Origin of the sequence: Ottowia sp. (assembly GCF_016703145.1) — a bacterium.
In the GTDB taxonomy this organism is placed as follows: Bacteria; Pseudomonadota; Gammaproteobacteria; order Burkholderiales; family Burkholderiaceae_C; genus Ottowia.
Window position 1 is genome coordinate 702,871 of sequence record NZ_JADJCO010000005.1, and the last position, 18,182, is coordinate 721,052.

An 18,182-nucleotide genomic window follows, 5' to 3' on the forward strand; every position below is an offset into this window, starting at 1 on the left:
CGATCCCTCCAGCACAGAGCCTGTACCTCATTCGCGGCTCAGTTCGTGACGACGGCATGGAAGACGCGCGTATCGCTGCGCTCATCAAGCAGATAGTCGATGCCTCCTGTCAGGAAGTAGCGGTGCGTTGTCCCGCACCCGCTCTGGTCAACAGCGTCAAATGTGAGCTCGCGGTCATGGAATGTGCGGTTGCGACCCAGCTCCTTGACGAACGCCTCCCCCTTGAGGACTCCTGATTCGTCTAAGACTCGCTCGATTTGGTATGCGACCTCCAGGCGATTCGCCACGTAGTCTGTGCCGTCGCGCTGCCGCTCCTTGACCTCCGAGCAATAAACGTCGGCGCGCTCCATCTCTGACAGGTGACCCTTGAGGAACGTCAGCAGTTGCTTGAGACGTTGGCGATTTCGCTCAGTGCCGCAGTAGGGGTCCCGAACGACCAGACTCTTGACATGCAGTCCCTTGATGGCCGCAAAGACATCATCCAAGGGGCGTGGCGCACCCACGGCAAACTCCCACATACCCATCTTCTGCCCCTCAGCGAAATGCTCGGGGGCATAGGGGACTGCCGAGGCAAGCGAAGTCTTCAGCAGCTCGCGCGTACCGGCATCCATGGCTCCAAGCTCGGCAGGCGAACTGACCAGCCCGTCGAGCAGTGCTTGCACGGGGAAGGCTTGCCTCACCAGCAACGAGCCGTCTTCAATCCCGGCAAACACCCGCGGAATCTGACCTGCGATACGGCCATCAAGCTCTGCCAGCTCATGGATGCGCAGCTTGCCGGCCTGCATCCAGGGATACAGGTGCCGATAGAGCATCAAGGTCTGGTAGTCCGAGGGATGCCGGATGAGCTTGTTGACGATGTACAGCTCCATCTCTTTCCCGGACTGCAACCACGTCAGCAGCTGATTGAGCTCCGTCTCACGGTAACCAGCGGCCCCGGAGAGCGAGGTAGCGATGATGGAGATTGACGACGATGGCGCGAGGCGCTCAGAAAGTCCACTCAAGCTCGGCTTGGGCCAAGGCACGTAGTTTCCCGGTCCATCGGCGGTCGGACGTCCATCGAGCAGCGCCTTTAACCAGGTCAGGGTCTCCTTCCGGCGAAAGCTGTCCCAGTGCCGCTGGTTGCCGTAGTCGCAGAGGCATGCTCTGCATGCAGACTCGCAGTCTTGGGGGCAATCTAGTCGGCGCAACGCGCCCGCCATGAGCTCTCGGAAGCTGAACTGAGGCGTACCCAATCGGGCGCTGTATCCAGCCCCCCCAGGAACGCCGTCATAGAGGACGACCTCCGCGATACAGCCTGCGTTGGCGTACAAGCGATAGGTCGAGCGCAGCTCTCCGGCGTAGAGATGGAGCATGTCCGAAGCCGCCAGGCGGCATGCCTCGGCAACCGTTCGGGCTACATGCTCTTGAAAGCGCCGCTCGCCGGAAACGTCCTCCGAAGCCTCAGGCAGCGGCGCGAGGAACCGCAGGAGCCGTACGTCGGTGTTGAACATGTGCGCAAAGTCGACGCCCATCTTTGGCATGACTTCGGACTTACATGTCGATCCGGTGCTCGGATCTTTGTGAACAAACTTCCGGGTCGCAGCATCGCCAGACTTGGGGCCTTTCTTTGCCGCGTCCTTGGTCTTCTTCGGCTTGGATGCCGGCTGGCAGTAGTTGCAAAAGAGGCATCTGTAGTACCCCTCCCCGTAGGTTCCGCGGTTGGTCACAAACAGGCTGCCCCGGAGGTCGTTGTCTTCCGAGCCGCGAGCCAACAAAAGGGCCGTGCTCAAGAACGGAAGATCTGTCTCTTGGAAGCTCTCCGGCCTGGGAGCTGCAATCAGCCTCGCTTCGTCGGCAGGCTTCACCCGGCGACGCGACGTCCCGGGGTCCTTGCCCTTGCTATCCGCGACGCTGGTGACGAATCCCTTTGGCTCCAAGAACATGCGCTTTCGCCGTGTCGGCTCAGCGTAGCCACAGTTGCTGCAGCCGTCCGGGAGATCCTGATGGGCATCGGCGACGTCAACGTGGAAGCACTCCGGGCATGCGGCATACCAGCGAGTTGGCATAAAGGCCTTGGGGTAGCTGGCCAACCCAGCACTCTCCCAGATTCGGCCGTTGGCCACCACTTCTGCGCCAGGCGCGTACTCGCTGATGCCAAGGCTCGCGTCTCGGTTCAACGAGACTTCTGCTTGGTTCTGGAAGCGGTTGAACGTGCTGCCGTCTTGCACTTCCAGCGTTAAGGAGTGCACCGGAAAACTGTATGTCGGGATGAGGCCGCGTCGAGAGAGCTCGTTGACCAGGAACTGGTCCATGTACTTCTCAAGCTGTTCCTTCCAGTAGAGAGCCTTCTTCAGCTCATCGCTTTCCGCAGCTGAAGTCTTCTTGGCGACGTAGGACTTGCAACGCTCACTGACGTCCTCAGCGAACTCCTTCAGCCGGCCGACGATCGAACTCCTCAGGTAGGGCCCGCGACAAACGATCGAGCGGAAGTCGGCCGGCAGCGTGTCTCCCAGCGCCTCTGCCTCTGCGAACGCCTTCGAGCCAGACTCTCCCTCGACCCATGCGTTCAGCTTGTCGTAGAACTCCTCCTTGGCTTTGTCATGCAACACTTCGCCGAAGAGGTGTTTCAGCGACGGGGCATTCACATCAGTCTTGCTAAGGGCATGCCGCAAGAATGAAGACAGGACGACGGACATTTGATGCCGAAGGAACAACTCCGCATTGCCAAGGTTGATGAATGGCGTCGTAGGCGAAGAAGTCAGGTACTCCTTCAGCTCTCGGAAGACAATCTGGTCGTAGTTCGTGTTCCTAGCGACAGTGACACAGAACGGTGCAGCCTGAGCCCGGCGTCCGGCGCGGCCGGTTCGCTGCTGGTAGTTGGCGATGCCGGGCGGGACGTTCAGGTTCACAACCGCCTCAAGGTCTCCAAGGTCGACCCCCATCTCCATGGTGGTGGTGCAACTCAGCAGGTTGATGCGTCGCTCTGCAAACTCACGCTCAATTTCTTCGCGGAGCTCGGTCGACAGGGAAGCTGTGTGCTCTCTCGCACGCAGCGTCAAGTGGTTGGTCTCCTCGTAGGAAGCTAGGTCGTGGTTCTCGCGTTGAAGCCTCGCGCGCTGGTCGCCATCCAGCATTAAGACGTCGCCCCGGCATCCGAAAGCGGTGCACTTGTCGGCGACGACGTGCCTCTGCAGGAGGCCACAGCTCTTGCATTGGTACAGAGTTACATTCAGTCCACTGCGGACACGGATGAGACCGCCATCCATAGCGAAGCCAGGTGGAAACTTCTTTAGGATGGTCGAAGGCGGCTTCGTCATCGCGCCCCAGAAGTTGCGCAGGAAGTCAGCCGCCTCGCCCTTGCTGAGACCGAGCCGCTCTACGAGGTACCAAGACCGGCGGTTGTGGCGGTTGACCTGCTGGCTGGGCAGCCACTTAAAGCGAACGCCGGTATCGCCGGTTTCGATGTCGAAGGTCCGATGCTGGTTGTAGTCGCCCCAGACCGCCTGATCGTTCATCGCGAGACCGGACAAGCTCTCCAGCGCACGCTCTCGGCGCACTGTCTCCAGAAGGATGTGGCAAAGCGCCTCAACCGCCGCCGGTTCGTTCGGCAACTGCGGAGGCCAGAAGTTCTTGACCTGCTGGTGCAGCGCCCTGAGCTTGGCCTCGTCATAGGTGACCAGGGCTACACCCAGACTCTCCAGAGAGTTTCGGCGACCTCCCGGAGTACAGAACTCATAGCCCAGGGCACCAAGGAGCAGCTGAGACACATCCTGCTTGTCGGTCCGAATCTCACCAGCCTCGTTGAGGAGCAGCGGCTGACCTCCATTTCGTCGCCAGTGCTCGAAGACGCGCTCGGCGAGTTGGGTCATACCCATCGGCGCCGAGGACTCAACCAGTACAGCGCGAACAGCCGCTCGTAGGGCAACGTTCGCGGAAGTGCGCTCGAAGTACGGGGCGAAGAATGCGGCGTCTTGTCGGTTGTCGGAAAAGGTCAGCAGATTGCGACCATAAGATGGCCGCGGGTCAGAGTGGTCAATGACACCTGGGGGCAGTGCCTCCAGGACCCGCTGAGCAACGACGGCGCCGAGCGCCTCGTTGCCGGGGTGCATGCGGGTCACAACTTCAGCGTCGGCACCAGTCGACCGGCCACCGCACGCCGGACAGCGCTTGACATAGCGAGCCCTCTCCACGTCGTCCTGCTCTGTGTGAACTGGATACAGCGGAACGGCATCCTCGGAGGCAACGATCTCGCCAGTCTTTAGCTGGACAAAGATGCGTTCGTGCGCGGACTGCCCCGCATCGCCGTCGCCACCCTCGTCCTCTTCGTCCTCGGTTCCAACAAATGGAGTCCCGAGCCAAAACACGACTCGCTCAGCCCCGTTCTCACCAGTATCAGGGCGGTGCGGATGTACATGCGACTGGTCCTTCCATCCCTCCAGGAAGGGCTGACCGCACTTACGGCACGTCAGCAAGGGGTAGTAGTGGCCGGCGTCATCCTTAAAGCTGCGACCGACTTTGACCCTCGCCCAACCCTCGTCGCTGGTATCTGGCCGGACAACAACGCCTTCGATGCTGTTCACAGCAAGGTGGTACCGACCTGGCAACAGTGGGAAGTCACCGTGCCCTCGACGGGCCACCATCCCACACTGAATCACAGTGCTCAAGGCGCCCAGCGCCTCCACCGGCGCAAGCTCGTAGGTTTCGAAGACCTGTTGCGCCAGCTGAGCGTATCCCACCACACGCCCCCCCTCGAGCGCCTCGGCGACTCGGCGCACCTGGGTGCTGCGAGCAAAGGTTTCGACCAAGGCCTCGCTCGCCGGGCTATCCGGCTTGCCCTGGAGGACGAGCTCTGGGTGCAGGCCGTCCTGGGACTGCACGAAGCGATTCCAGCAGTCAACCGTCTGCTCGTCACGGTCAAGCTGGAGGAGTTCACGGAGCATTCCCCCGAGAGTGACCCACTGGCCTGGATTCATGGAGAAGGTCTTGCTGACCGGTCGCGACAATGCCCCGTGGGGAATTCGCTTGCCTCGGATGACTCGGTTTACGGGCTCACCCAAGAGGTCGGTGGCGAACTTCTTGAGCTCATCGTCGGCCGTCTCGGAGTCCGATAGGCTCGCGCTCGTCCCAAAGACTCGGAGTCCACTTTCGACACCAAGGCGAGTCTTCAGCTTGCGAAGGAGGAATGCAACCTCGGTGGCTTGGGCACCGTGATACGTATGGATCTCATCGAGGACGATGAAGCGCAAAGAGTTGGTGGCAAACAAGCCGGCGTTGCGCGGTAGCAGGAGCATGTGCTCCAGCATGGCGTAGTTGGTGATGAGTACCTTCGGCGGGTCAGCCAGCATCTCATCGCGCGTGAGCAGCCAGTTCTTCGGGATGCTTGAAGGGTTCCCCAGAGCCTCCATCAACTTGGGGTTGTTCCAGATGCGAGCTTCTTCTTCGTCTCGCTTGGCTGTGGACTTCACCTGTCCGGTGTATCGCCCAAAGGTGATGCCGTAGTCCTTCAGGTAGCGAGCAAACAGCGGCGCCACTCGGTAGTAGAGCTGGTCATTGGCCAGCGCGTTCATTGGGTACACCAGCAGCGCTCGAACGCCTGGTCGCTTGGGGTCAGGATCGGACAGAAGGTCGTGAGCGATAGGGAACAGGAAAGTCTCGGTCTTGCCGCTGCCGGTGCCCGTCGCGGTCAGAAAGCTCTCTTGGTCGACGATGGCATGACGAAGCGCCATCTCTTGATGAAGGTGCAACGGCCGATTGGCAGTCGGCAGCAAGCCGAGTCCGTCGTGCAGAAAGCCACCAGCCTTCTTGAGCAGTTGAGCGAGGGGCTTGCCCTTCTCGAAGTCGGGAAGCGCCTCGACATAGGGTCCCTGGACCAACTGCTCCTGCTCCAGAAGGAGACGGAACTCACGACCAAGCTTGGAGTACCGACGCGAGATGGGCAGCGTAGTCGCGATATACCTGGCGAGGACCGCCTTAAGGTCCTGTGAGAAGGAAATCGGGTTCGTGTCAGGCATGCTGGACCACCGGGTCAAGTTCTACGGTCTGTACCAACTCCCACAGGAGCAGGTAGAAGGCAAACATCGCGGGGGCCACCTGGAGGTAGTAGGCGATGCAGTCGGCGATGGTTCCTCCAGGGACTTCAACCTGCTTGCGCAAATTCCCGAGCAGACCGTGGAAGCCACTCAGTACCCCGGGCTGACGATGCTCAAGGCGACAGAACCAGGCAAGCCAGGCACTCGCGAGCGCGACGTGCTCCATGTGCTCCCACTTGAGCTGCTCGCTATCGTCCAGCTGGTCGTCAATAGGCTTCCCGAGCCGTAGAAGCAGGGGCTGGCCCCTCAAGCCGTTGAAGGCGGTTTGGTCAAAATCACTTCGATGGAGTGCAAGCTTCTTGGCAAGCGCCAAGGCAGCGCTCTTGCGGTTGTTCGGCATGAGTTGGCTGGATACAAAACCACGCTCAAGGTCTCTCCAGCAGTGCGCCAGGTGCAGCGGCCCGAGTAGCTCGCCCTCTTTCGGCAGGAACAGTTCGTCCTCAAGCTGATACGCCCCTTCAAGCTTGGTTTGCTGCAGTGCCGCCCGATAAGTAGCAAGGTTGAAGCCTTTGGGGCGTCGGCCCTGCATGACCTCCGCAATGTTCGCGAATGGCATCGCAGCACTCGGATGCAGGACGGTCCCAAATGCAGGGGAAACCGCGCCCTTCAGCTCGACCGTTGCCCGAAGGGCAATCGACAAGGGATGTGGCTTGACGTTGACCCGCTTGTAGGTCGACCGCTGTTGACTGAAGGCGTGATTGAGCCAGGCAGGTGCGAACTGCATCGACAGGTAGCCAGGCCGCCCATCTTCCGGCGGCCGGCACATGGCCATATCGACGAGCTCGGTCACGTAGTCAGTTTCCTTGTCCCTGAGCCTGTCAACCAGCGCTGAAAAGTAGGGCGTCAGCCACTGCTGCTGCTCCCAACAGACAGGCGACCAGCATTGACGGAAGTGCTCGTTCAGTCGAACCAGCTGCGCGGCGACTTCGGGTAGCGGTAGTGCGTCAGTCGCAGCGACGACCTCTTTCCCGGGAATCTCCTTGCCCAAGACGTCGACTGCAAACGCAACTGCGATGCGTCCTTCGTCTCCGTCCTGCAGGCGGCCCCACACGCCCCCAATGCGCGCACCGAATCCGAGAAGCCATGTGCCCGGCTTCAGTGTCTCGACGTCAATGAGGACATGAACCACATGGCTGTTGCCTGCAGGGGCAGCGTAGACCTGCATACGCGCAAGATCGTTGGTGTGCCAAGTCCCGGCCATCAGTTCATGTTCAGCACGCGCCTCGCGGCCCGATGACAGCTCACGTCCTGTCACAGCGACTTCAGTCGGTTCGCCACTGACCACCACCCGAACCTCGAACAGGTTTGCCAGCCGTTCTGTCTTGACCTGAGTTGCCACATGGGGCTGAGAGAGAACCAGCAGGTCGACGGCGGCTTTGCCAGAGGCCGTCTCGTACTTCAGAGTTCGCGCCCCGGGCTCGAGGCGGCTTGCCAAGAAGCTCGCTGGGAACGCCTTGCTGGCCTTCTGTGAGAAGTCGACGAAGGTCCGCATGCTCCCCAAGGAGATGTACCCGGGCTCGGATGCGCTGACCACAATCGTCTTTGGGCTGGTCAGCGACACCGTCTCGGCTACACCCAGTGGGCGAGCGATGGAGGCAGTCGAGCCGTCGGCTCCTGGCACTTGGACCTCGACAAACACTCCGGGCCTATGCCAGCTGAAGTGGACGAGCCTACCGCCACCCACGTCAAAGGCCATCCGGATGAGACGGCTGTGATCATCTGTCGGGTCCATCTGGATCGCACCCAACTTGAGGCCCGCGCAGGATGATGCAATCAGGTTCTTAGGTGGGCTGTCGTACGAGAACTTGAGCCCATAGGAAACACTCTTCAGTCCGCTCCAGTAAAGAACGGATTGCCGCTGTGCTGCCCGAGCGTCGCCGGCGCGTCCGAGTTCCAGAACCAACCGCCAGAGCCCGCTCCCCAGGCCGAGGTGTGCGATAGCTTCCGAGAGCATCTGAACCGCGCGACGGTTCTCGTCAAGATTCACTGAGAGCGCGGCTCTTCGGTCACCGTGAACCACCCGAACCTCAAACTGGCCCGTGGTGTTCTGGAGCCAGTCGGCTGGCACCTCGATGTGGGCCTCAACGTCGCCGTACCAGAACTCCAGTCCCTCGAGACTGCCCTTGGAAGGCCCAATGAGCGACAGTGATGGTTGGTTCTGTCCTACCAAGGCAACGGCTGCCGGCCCATTCTTGATGAGCACCTCGGCGCCTGGCCTGATCTCCAGTGGCACCTCTACCAGCAGAGGCGACTCATTGACCTCATACCAGTCTTCGAGATTGCTCGGCTCGAATCGACAGAGCGCAAGGTATCGGCCGGGGGCGAGCTCGACCGGGTCCTCCTGCGCTAGCTGCGCAGACGCTCGTAGACGCCCTTCAGCGTTGAAGATCAACAGTCTGTTGGACAGCGAGTCAGGCCAAAGACGCACAGAGAGAACTCGCTCCCCGTCATCACGTTGGACTACAAGCTCACGATGAAGACCGCCAGGCAGGGGCCGGAAGCCCCCCGCTGCATCGAGGCGCAGTGACGCAACATGCCCTCCACACTCAACCTTGTAGCCGATCGCTCTATCGGCGGGCGGGAAGAGAACCCCAAGCGCGCCATCGCGGTAGAGCAGCTGCGGTATCGCAGCCCTCCGGAGATGTGACGAGCCACCAGCTGCGAACGCCTTTGCGAGAGCCTGCTCTAGCGGGTCCTTGCCAGCAGCCTGACCTCCATTCAGATGAACGCGCACAAAGGCGCGCGTGTAGTAGCCGAGGGAGTCGCGCTCCACCGCTTTGCGTGCCGTCACGCTGAACGGCGGTACGAGCTTGTTCAGGAGGGTGGACTGCCATGTGAGCAACCCCTCCTGGTCGTCCTCATCAGGTAGACCAACCCGCTTGGCCGCCTGGAGCATTCGTAGCGCAAGGTCGTCGGCGAAGGCAATTGGCACGCCAGCTTGCCGGACGTACTCGTCCGCCATGAAGTGAGAGCCGGAGACCCGGGATAGCGGCTGGATGCCAAGCTTGAACATCGCGCGGCGGAACGCCCTCCAAAGGAGTTCCTTCTCCCCCGGTGTCAGCTCAGTCGATACGCCGATGGCCTTTAGAAGATGCGGGTACAGGCTGAAGTGCCCGTCTTGACCGAGACCCAGCATGACGTGCTCGGCGAGCCAAACCCCGAACAATGCGGGGTACTTCTCAAGCCGCTGGGAATATGCCTTGGCACTGGGCATGACGGCCAAGTCCATGCGAATGGCCTCTCGCGCGTCCGCCGGCAGCAGAGTTCCGAGAAGGCCGAGCACAGGCGTCTCGGCGCGCTTCACTCGCGCCTGCAGGCGCTCTTCGTGTGCTTCGAACATGGGTCTCCCTGCTTCATCTTGTTCTTCTCTTTTAGTCATAGCTCTTAGCCAGCCCCTCCAAGATTGCTTTGACCTCGGATGCGTTCTTGAGCTGGATTTGCTGCGCCTCTGGGCGGACTTCGCCGTCCCGGCTAAGGCCTAGACGCTGCAGCACGTAGTAAAGCATTGCTTGCCTAGTCTCAAGAGTGACCTGACCGTTGGTCATGGCGTAATCCAGCTCAACGACCTTTCTCTTCGACGCGCTCAAGCCGGTGTTGGGCTCCAGAATCAATTCGACCGGGGTGTGCCACGCCACGTCGTTCTCGGATTGAACAGTCGTTGGACCTGCCTCGCGCACCTCCAAGGCCCTAGCGAAGACGAAGTCACGAAAGGCGCCTCGCGCGTGGCAGAACGCTCGAACGTGCCAGCGGAAGCCGTCATGACCCAAAGCGTGCGGCGAAACCTCTCGCCACGATGACTCCGGTCTCGACATGGACTGGTAGAGGAGCTGAACCGCACTGCGCCCACGTATCGCCCGCACGACGCTCACCAGGATTGAAGGAGGAACGGACCTCGCAGGAGACACCGCCATCGCGACCGACGGCGCCCAACCAACGAAGCTCCTCCGGTGGCAGAACCTTGGCGTTCAGGGCCAGCAGGTCGTTGAGATAGTGCTCCGCAGTGGTTGTGGGGAACACGGCCGCGAAGCCCGACGAGGCCACGTACACGCGGGCGCTGCGGTCATAGACCAGGTTGTCAGGTGCCAGTTCGGCATAGGCAGCTATGTCCGCTGACGCTTGGGGCACCGAGATGCCGAAGTGCTCCATCAAGTCTGACCGGTTCAGCCGACCGTCCCACTGGAGCCGGAAATCTATGAACTCCAATCGGCGCTCTGGACCCCACGGACCAGAACCGCGACGGCGCTCGCTGGCCGTTGGCTTGAGGGAGTCGCGGGTCATGGGCTTGGTCTCGATTTCATGCGTACAGAAAGTTTACTAGAATAGTTTATAGACGCGCAAGCCCCCCAACCGCAGCATTCGAAAACGCGCGGCGGTGTCCAACCAAACGCTCCAGGAGTGCCTCTTTGACGAGTTCAACCTTCACCAAGTACCAGTCCGCCATCAAGTCGTATGCGGGGGACCCCTGCGCGACAGACCTCCTGATGGCCAAGGACGGCACCGTGTCGGTCTACTACGCGCCCTTCGAATGGGTCAACCCGCAAGCTCGGGTCGTTCTGGTCGGCATCACACCAGGGAGAACCCAGGCGGCGAACGCACTCGGCGAGGCGAAGCGCGCCATGCTCGATGGCGCTGCGGACTCGGAGGTGCTCAGGCGAGCGAAGGCGACTGGCGCTTTCTCCGGCGCCATGCGCCCGAACTTGGTCTCTCTGCTCGATGCGGTGGGACTTCAGAAGTGGCTTGGGCTTGCGTCTTGCGGCGAGCTCTTCGGTAGCGCGTCGGCACTACTTCAGACGGCCTCCGTCCTACAGTTCCCGGTCTTCGTGAACGGCGAAAACTACAACGGGACACCTGAACCGACGAAGCACCCATTGCTTCGGGACATGGTTCTTGAGCACTTCGGAAAGACGTGCGCGCAAGTTCAAGATGCTGCCTTCGTTCCGCTCGGACCCGTTCCCTCAAAGGTCTTGGCGTGGTTGTCTACCCAAGGGGCTGTCGACCAAGGTCGGGTTCTTGAGGGGCTGCCGCATCCCAGTGGCGCGAATGCCGAGCGCATCAAGTACTTTCTCGGCCAGAAGCGGCGCTCTGAGCTGTCCGTCAAGACTGACCCAAACAAGCTCGACGCAGCAAGGGCAGCACTCACTGAAGCTGTGGAAAGACTGGGGTAAACGCCTTCGGGGCACTCCGCGGGTTCTTGAAGCGCTTGCAACGGGCAAGAGGCCGGCCACTGAGGCTCCCGAGAGTTGACCTTCATCGTAGTGCACCACAATCACTCATACAGTCGCCTTGAAGGCTCTAGCGGCGGCCCCGGCTAGTCCACGCCTACCTTTCGTGACGGAGGTCGCCGCTCACCGCTTGCATATGCTGAAGCATTATCACGACTCGTCCAATGGGGATTGGGAGGCATCTGTGACAGGCACATTGTTCTTTGGGCTACGGCTGCTGGCTATCGTGTCGGTGTGTGTAGGCTGCGCAGACATCGGAACTCCAGTGCAATCGCGCCGCGAAGACAAGGAGTCTATTCTCCGAGCTGCACAGTTCATCCGCGCGGGGCTCGAATCGAATCTACGGGAATGGATCGAAGTCGAGTTGCCATTCCGCCCGCAGGCGGAAGCAGACTCCAATGTGCAATACGTGACCGCAAGCAGAGTACTGGCAATCGCGCAGTCGTCCCAAACATCACCCGACGAGAAACGCGAAATTGAACTCTTTCTGCAGAATTCTCTCCTGGAATTGGACGCCGGCCTATATGAACTCCAGCGCTTCGAACTGCTACAACTCTACCTATTTCCTGGCGAAACCGAGGAAAGGTTGGTTCGAATGAACCGGAACACCACACCCGATCCCTGGGAGATCTCAACGCGCATTAGGTGGGACAAGCTTGCTACTTACGCCAGGGCCCAGTCACTTGCCAAGCAAAGAGGGCTACCTTCGCTTAACGAGTTGAAGAAGCGCTTGGGTGATCTCGACAAGGCCGTTGCTCTTAAAGTCCCAGTCCTTACACTCCCGCAAGCAAGGTTCTGCGAAGCCCTCGGACTTGGACCGGTAAGTCGCGTACCCTCGCATTTACGTCCGGGAACCAAAGTTGAACTGGAGTGGCGAACGAAGTGTTTCGATCACTCGGCAATGGTAGGCGCTCGCGAGATGACGTTCGGTCGAAATCAAATAGAACTAATGAGCGGCCCGGATGTTGTGGCTCGAGTTGATTCCGCGCTGTACAAAGCCGAATCTCGTCGTTTGAGTCCAACTGACGTTGCAAGAGACGAAGCCGACCGCCTCGCCGATCTTCTGCAACGCCTGATCAAAACGCTTCCAGCACACGAACAAGCGAAGGTTGCAAAAGCGAAGCTGGTAATTGCGGCAGATGCTTTCGATCCAAAAATCACTGTCAACACTCCGAGAACGCTTGGAATGGTGACAATGAATGATTGGACGATTCAAGTTTCTGCAACTCTCGTTCGGGCGGGGTTCGCGAGTTGCGCCAATCTGGCGTACCTTGTATCAATGATGCATGCTTCACTCGAAGGTAGGAATCGGGGTTCAGACCCTTTCGAAGGCTTCGACACTCAAGCCCGCCAGGCAAAGGAATCCCAACGTTCGGCCGCCCCCGCTCCCACGGTCCTCGCGAGCAGACCGCCCTTGATCACCCCCAATGCAAGGAACGTTCAGCTAGACGAGCTACAGAGCTTCATCCACGACTACTCGAAGTGCATTGAGAACACCTTTGCATTTGGGCTGGCTCATGAACTCGCGCACATGTACAAGGGCCAAGATCAGGGCAGCTATGCAACGCTGTTCTTGGACGAGCTTGCGTGCGATTGCGCGGCGTATAGACACTTAGCATCGTTCGGACTGAACCCTCTCAACGACACACTCTTTGAAGGTACGTTGGCGGCTGCGATCGAGCAGGGACATCGAGACTATCTACGTAGCGACTTCAACGCGAGCGACTTCCGACGCCGAATCGACGTTGTCAAGAACGGTGGTTGTTGACGGGATCCTTGACGAAAGCCTGCTGTCCTCCGGCGGGATGTCGCGAGCCGTGCTTCGAGGCTTCATGCGCAAGTGGCCGAAAGCGGTGCATCGCGTTGGTGCGAAGCCCGTGCGAAACTGGTAGCTTGGCTTTTGACTCGCCCGACGCATTCCGCCAACACTTGCGCTCGCATATCGGGGACTGCTCCGAAACGCTTCGGTGGGACAGCCACCATCAACTCCCACGGCGTCGATCGGCCGACGCACGTCTAGAGATGGAGTCCTGGGTGCAAGAACTTCGGGCCGGTCTGGCCCGCCTGGCGTTGTCCTCGCGTAGGAGGTGTGCGGAATCGGTACGGCTGTTTCGGCATTTCAATCCCCAACTCACCGACCGGGGAAAACCAGTACATCAACTTTGTGGACCAAGGGATTCTCGCGGTCCGTGCTAGCCAGTAACATCGAAAGCAAGAGGTCCAGACTATGACACCACTTGATTTGACGGGGCAGACGATGACACTACCGAGCCTTGGCCTAGTTCGTTGGAGGTTCTGCCCCCGAAGGAGCGTATGGGCCGTCGCAGTGTTGACTCTCATGTCTGGCTGTTCGTGGCTTCAGCCGTCTCCCCCAGCGCCCCCACCGATTGCTGGTTTTCAGTGCTTGCCAACCCCCTCCGAATGGAACGCCGCAGGCAGCGTGTTTGGCATCGATCGAAATGGAACGCCATTCCAACTTGGGGCTGTTCCCAACGTTGTCCCGCAGTACGGGGCGGGGGTGATCGGGGCATACACCAAGGACTCGAAGGTCGAGGCTGGCTTTGTGCTCAAGACCCTAGAAGACTTCACAGAGCGAAAGGGCTGGTCTGGGAACGTCGGGGCCAACCTCAAGTCCGTGGTGACGATCGGCACATCCTATGGTGGTGAAACGCGCATGGCCATAACTGTTGGCCAGCCAGAAGACGCGGCTCAAGTTTGGTTCAAGACATCGGGCTTTCGAGTTGAGGATGGGTTCAAGTATTTCTTGGTGCGAGAGGCCTACCAAGCCAAGGAAGTCATCTTTGAGGTGAAGCGAGACGACCTTGCGAAGCTTGGAGGAGACGCCGTCGTCAAGGCTGTAGAAGGCAAGTTCAACATATTCGACGGTTCAAACAAGGACAGCTATCTCCTCAAGGCCAAACTTCCAACGTTCGTTAACGTGTGCATCAAGCCGCGTGAGATTGTCGTCACCGGCGCCGGCGCCACTGGGCAGCAAACTTTTGGGTTTAGGGACCCAATCGGGCCTATCTTGCCGGTGAAGTAGCGTGCTGGCGGACCGTTCTCAGGCACTGCCGCAGAAGGTTCTCTGTTGGCCTTTCGCCGAACACAGAGGGCGGCGGAGAAGGACTTGGTTTCTTGAACTTGATGCCAGACCGCTCTGATTCACTCAAGGTCGAAAATGCATGGCCGGTCGTGTCATCTATGGCACTTGGCGGCCGGGCCAAAGCACGAGTCCAAACGCATTCATCAAGTCTTCGTACTTAGAACACTGATCGATGGTTCCAAGTGCGGTGAACCGCGCCAGAAGCAACTTGGATGTCTGAGATCCTTCAGGAAGGATCTTCTCTGGGAAGAAGACAACAGCGTCGGCGAATGTCTTTGCGAAGAGCTTGTAGTAGTCATTAGCTCTCCAGCCCACACGCCCTACGCGAATGGTTTCCACGTGCGCTGCCGCGGCACAGTCGCAGCCTCGCTCATCCAAGTAGAGTTGGATTCGGTCATCGGACTGGCGGCCCAAGTAGACGTGCGCCAGTTCGTGCGCCATCGGCATGGCAAAAACCATCACGACACACTCATCGTACGCAGCGATAGCGTCGCGAAGATTCTTCTTGACATATTCCTTTGTCATGGTCGGCTCGAAGCTCGTAGACCAAGCCCGAACTCTTGCGATCCGTTCAGCCCGCACCACCAGCTCGTGGTTGCGTCGGAGGGTGTCTGCGACCCTAGTACTTGCTACGCGCTCATCGCCAGAAGTGGCGAGGAGGGTTTCGCTCATACTCGAGATCTGAGCCGCAAGAGACGAACAGTAGGAGTACCCGGCGCGCAAAACCATTGGACTAACGATGATATGACCTGCATCGTTGGTCGCCATCATGATTCGATGAGCTGACCTTCCACCCTCCAGCAGAGACGGGTCTCCTACCGAAATGGTGGTACGCATCGCAAGATTTCTGTACTTGGCAGGCAGTCGAGAAACGAGCAACTCGTGGACCCTGTTGAGCCTTTCAATCTGAGTTGGAGAAGGATCAATGGCCGAGAAGAATACCGACTGAAGTTGTGCCTCAACCTTGCCCTCAGCCAAGTTACCAAGTTCTCTTCTGAACGAAGAGTCTTCTACGTCAAAGGGTTCTGGCTGCCTGCATGCCTGATATTCAGCCAAACGTCGGCTCTCAAGAACGTCTTCACCAGCGAGGAGGTCGTCAGTCCACCTTTTTCGGATCTCGGCGCATCGCATCGCTTCCTTTCTAGTACGGTTCCGGAAACCGGACGTGAACTCGATGCATAAGTGGCTGCCACGCTAGGACGTTCGTCGCGCCGTCGGAACTTAGCCGCATTCTTCGTGAGACATAATCTAGTAGTTGAAGTGTCTCGGCAGAATTGAGTCTTGGAAATGCAGGTTTGTGCGATGAATCCTCGAGGGAACTGGAGATCGCAGCTCTTGTTTCGGCAGGAAAATCATAAAGCTGCGTCAACTGCCTTGAGTTAAGATCAAAAAGGCCAAGCTCCCCTTCTGTGATGATTTCGCGAATGAGAGATTTCAAGTCGTCGCGCTCATTCTCCGGTAGATCAGTAGCCTCACTGAGCGCCGCGATCTGCTGTAGATTTAATACTTCGGTACGAGAATCCAGTGACTTCGTATCTGGTCGAAACGGTGAAATAATCTCGTAGGTTCTACCAAACGTCCCGAGATAGTCTTCTCGAATCTTTACTGCCTGAGATTCGAAATCAGTTTCAAGTATGATTTTTTCGTTCTGTCGCCAAGGAATCTGCTCGGTAGTGGAGCAAGCGCACAAAAGGATTGCCAAGCTGATTGAGGCACTGCAATGCTTCATTGGCTCTTGACGTAGTGGGTTCGGGGAAGGCCTGAATGCAAGCACTCAGCTGAAGTGGGGCGAACAGTCGTGGAAAGGAGATTGACGAAACTTCACGACGGACTTCTACCGCTCGGCCAGAGTAGTCGAGCATTGCCCCGCCCCCGGCATGGCCATCCTAGCCTCAGTTTGACGAGGTCACTATGGCAAGATTCGACGAGGCGACGAGTGCACCATCTCCGACAACGGCTGCAGAAACCGCGAAGATGGGGCTCAACCGGCGGCTCCAGGCGCGCTCCTCCAAGCGGTGTTGGCGCGAAGACCTCGCCGACCGGGGCCAAGCTAGTTGCGGTGCCCGAGAGGCAGCGCGCTCCAAGTGCAGCCCCCCCCCGGATGGACGCAAAGGAGCGAGCAAACCGCGACAAGACTGCAAGAACTTCAACGCGACATGAGCGTTGCCAGTCACTATCCCCACCTCGCCTAAGAGGCTCTTCGCCTGGCGCTCCTCCGCGCTGGGTCAACCATTCCTCAGCATCGTGGAATTGCGCGCGCTGATCACTGATGACGGAAGCTTGAAGCCTGCGACATCGCGTCGCGTGGCATGTGATCGCCTGCGATGGATATGGCCTCTGGTGATGACACTTGCCCTCGGGGCTTGTGCTTCCGAGAGGACTAAGCCATCCGACGGTGAAGCGTACGACGCCGCAGTCGCGGACTTCGAGGCGATGCTTGACAAGGTGGAGCGCTTAGCCGGCACCCTGAATGCAGTTCTCGTCCGGCGCACCCACGTCATTCAAGTTCAAGGCACACCCGACTGGGGAATGAGTGCGTCCAAGCCAGTCCGACCGTCCGAGCTCTACGCCAAATTGGCGGGTACGGGCCCCGCTCGGGAGAGCAGGGCCTTTGCGTCCCTGCTTGATCGAGCCGCCGCGCGAGAGGCGACAGGAACGCTAAGTAGTCTTGACTGCGTCGAAGATGCGTTCTCGGACTCTCACCCGTCAATACAACTTGAGCCATCGCCATTGCGTGAACGTACAGCGCGCCGTCTCGATGCGGTGCTACGAGTCAAGATCGCACGTTGTCCACCAAAGGGCATTCAAATCAACAGTCCCGCGGCAAACCAACCATCTCGTACCGACTCGGTCGCGATGAAGGCCGAAACGGATCTGCGCGCACTGCAATCGCTCGACGAGCCGCTAACATTGGGGCTCTCCGACGTCCCCGCCGTGCTGCTGGGGCAAGCGTACTACTTTGACCAAACAGAGGACGGCAGGGTCCCACTTGGCACATTCCTCCAACGCGCGGTTGAACAAGCCTTCGGTCAGGTTAATGCTGCCTTTGACAGAGCCGAACTCCCCAGGGGGCCGTCAACCATCGTGTTTGACCGCGTTAAGACCAGCGTTGGGTCGAGTTTGAATTCGGATCGGCGTGGGTGGTTTAACGCTGTTGCTTCTGAGTCCGAAATCTATGTATCACCGACGATTGCCCGAGCGGCCGTTGTAACGTGCGCGAAGCGCATCTCGATCACGCCTTCGTATGCACTTCGACTCAAGGAGATGCACCGGGATCTAAAGCGTCGCTACTTGACACCTAGTGATGTGCGCAAGCAAGTGGCGCTTGGCGTTTCCCTGTACGAATCAGCTCTGCTCTGCGTAGCAGAGCAACTGACCTTCCTCCTTGCACACGAAGTGGCGCACCGACGACTGCCCACGACATCCGAGTCGGTGGCGGACTGCGTGGGGGCTGCGATCACTGCCAGCCTACAGAGGCCAGTCCCGGGGCTGTTTGGGACGCTCATCTTCAACTTGGTCGAAACTGAAGATGAGGAATTGCTCGGTGCCGGGCGTCCCGCGTTGACAGAACTCGCCTGCCGCAGGTCGGCCCCATGGATCGTCCGAGGAGTAGACCAGCAAGATCTGCGTGCACAGATTGCAGCCTGTCGCGCGGAAGTCCAGCGTTGCGGTGCCGTAGGTAAATAAGGGCGACTCAACCCGAGCAGTTCTCGGGTTGTCGACTGGCACGATCGCCACAGTGCCGTTATGCCGTCCAACTTGGTTCCGAGTCGCCTCGCATACTGCGAC

The 18,182-nt window shown here is 59.3% G+C and carries 9 protein-coding genes and 1 pseudogene; 4 read left to right on the forward strand and 6 right to left on the reverse strand.

The annotated features are described in order from the left end of the window. Positions 1-38 precede the first annotated feature (38 nt). The 5 genes and pseudogenes from IPG65_RS16425 to IPG65_RS16445 all read right to left on the reverse strand — a co-directional run bounded on the left by IPG65_RS16425 (position 39) and on the right by IPG65_RS16445 (position 10,346). Positions 39-5,990: a DEAD/DEAH box helicase gene (locus IPG65_RS16425; protein WP_293191873.1), complete on the reverse strand. Its 5,952-nt coding sequence runs from the start codon at positions 5,988-5,990 to the stop codon at positions 39-41. Next, a complete protein-coding gene (locus IPG65_RS16430) occupies positions 5,983-9,408 on the reverse strand; it encodes a hypothetical protein (RefSeq protein ID WP_293191875.1) in 3,426 nt (1,141 codons plus the stop codon). Before IPG65_RS16430 ends, IPG65_RS16425 begins: the two co-directional genes overlap by 8 nt. Positions 9,409-9,439: 31 nt before the next feature. Continuing rightward, a complete protein-coding gene (locus tag IPG65_RS16435; RefSeq protein ID WP_293193092.1) occupies positions 9,440-9,703 on the reverse strand; it encodes a hypothetical protein in 264 nt (87 codons plus the stop codon). Between the two features lie 60 nt (positions 9,704-9,763). After that, positions 9,764-9,880 (reverse strand): annotated as a pseudogene (locus IPG65_RS16440) (WYL domain-containing protein); the annotation flags it as partial. Next, positions 9,825-10,346 carry a hypothetical protein gene (locus IPG65_RS16445; protein WP_293193094.1) on the reverse strand — a complete coding sequence of 174 codons (522 nt, stop codon included), beginning with the start codon at positions 10,344-10,346 and terminating at the stop codon, positions 9,825-9,827. The gene IPG65_RS16445 and the pseudogene IPG65_RS16440, both read right to left, overlap by 56 nt. A gap of 125 nt (positions 10,347-10,471) precedes the next feature. Between IPG65_RS16445 and IPG65_RS16450 the strand changes: the two genes are divergently transcribed. From IPG65_RS16450 to IPG65_RS16460, 3 genes are all read left to right on the forward strand, one after another. Next, positions 10,472-11,233 (forward strand): hypothetical protein, encoded by a 762-nt coding sequence (locus tag IPG65_RS16450; protein ID WP_293191877.1) that lies wholly within the window; start codon positions 10,472-10,474, stop codon positions 11,231-11,233. 193 nt (positions 11,234-11,426) lie between these two features. Continuing rightward, positions 11,427-13,058 (forward strand): hypothetical protein, encoded by a 1,632-nt coding sequence (locus IPG65_RS16455; RefSeq protein WP_293191879.1) that lies wholly within the window; start codon positions 11,427-11,429, stop codon positions 13,056-13,058. Between the two features lie 636 nt (positions 13,059-13,694). Continuing rightward, positions 13,695-14,333 carry a hypothetical protein gene (locus IPG65_RS16460; protein ID WP_293191881.1) on the forward strand — a complete coding sequence of 213 codons (639 nt, stop codon included), beginning with the start codon at positions 13,695-13,697 and terminating at the stop codon, positions 14,331-14,333. A gap of 156 nt (positions 14,334-14,489) precedes the next feature. Here IPG65_RS16460 and IPG65_RS16465 read toward each other — a convergent pair whose 3' ends face one another. Continuing rightward, a complete protein-coding gene (locus IPG65_RS16465) occupies positions 14,490-15,371 on the reverse strand; it encodes a hypothetical protein (RefSeq protein WP_293191883.1) in 882 nt (293 codons plus the stop codon). A gap of 1,362 nt (positions 15,372-16,733) precedes the next feature. On the opposite strand from IPG65_RS16465, the gene IPG65_RS16470 reads away from it, so the two are divergent. After that, on the forward strand, positions 16,734-18,080 hold the full coding sequence (locus IPG65_RS16470; protein WP_293191886.1) for a hypothetical protein: 1,347 nt from the start codon (positions 16,734-16,736) through the stop codon (positions 18,078-18,080). The last annotated feature ends 102 nt before the right edge of the window (positions 18,081-18,182 follow it).

Excerpts from the sequence above, each read along its gene's own strand:
- IPG65_RS16425 (WP_293191873.1), bottom strand. The coding sequence starts at position 5,990 with ATGCCTGACACGAACCCGATTTCCTTCTCACAGGACCTTAAGGCGGTC.
- IPG65_RS16455 (WP_293191879.1), top strand. The coding sequence starts at position 11,427 with ATGCTGAAGCATTATCACGACTCGTCCAATGGGGATTGGGAGGCATCT.
- IPG65_RS16445 (WP_293193094.1), bottom strand. The coding sequence starts at position 10,346 with ATGACCCGCGACTCCCTCAAGCCAACGGCCAGCGAGCGCCGTCGCGGT.
- IPG65_RS16430 (WP_293191875.1), bottom strand. The coding sequence starts at position 9,408 with ATGTTCGAAGCACACGAAGAGCGCCTGCAGGCGCGAGTGAAGCGCGCC.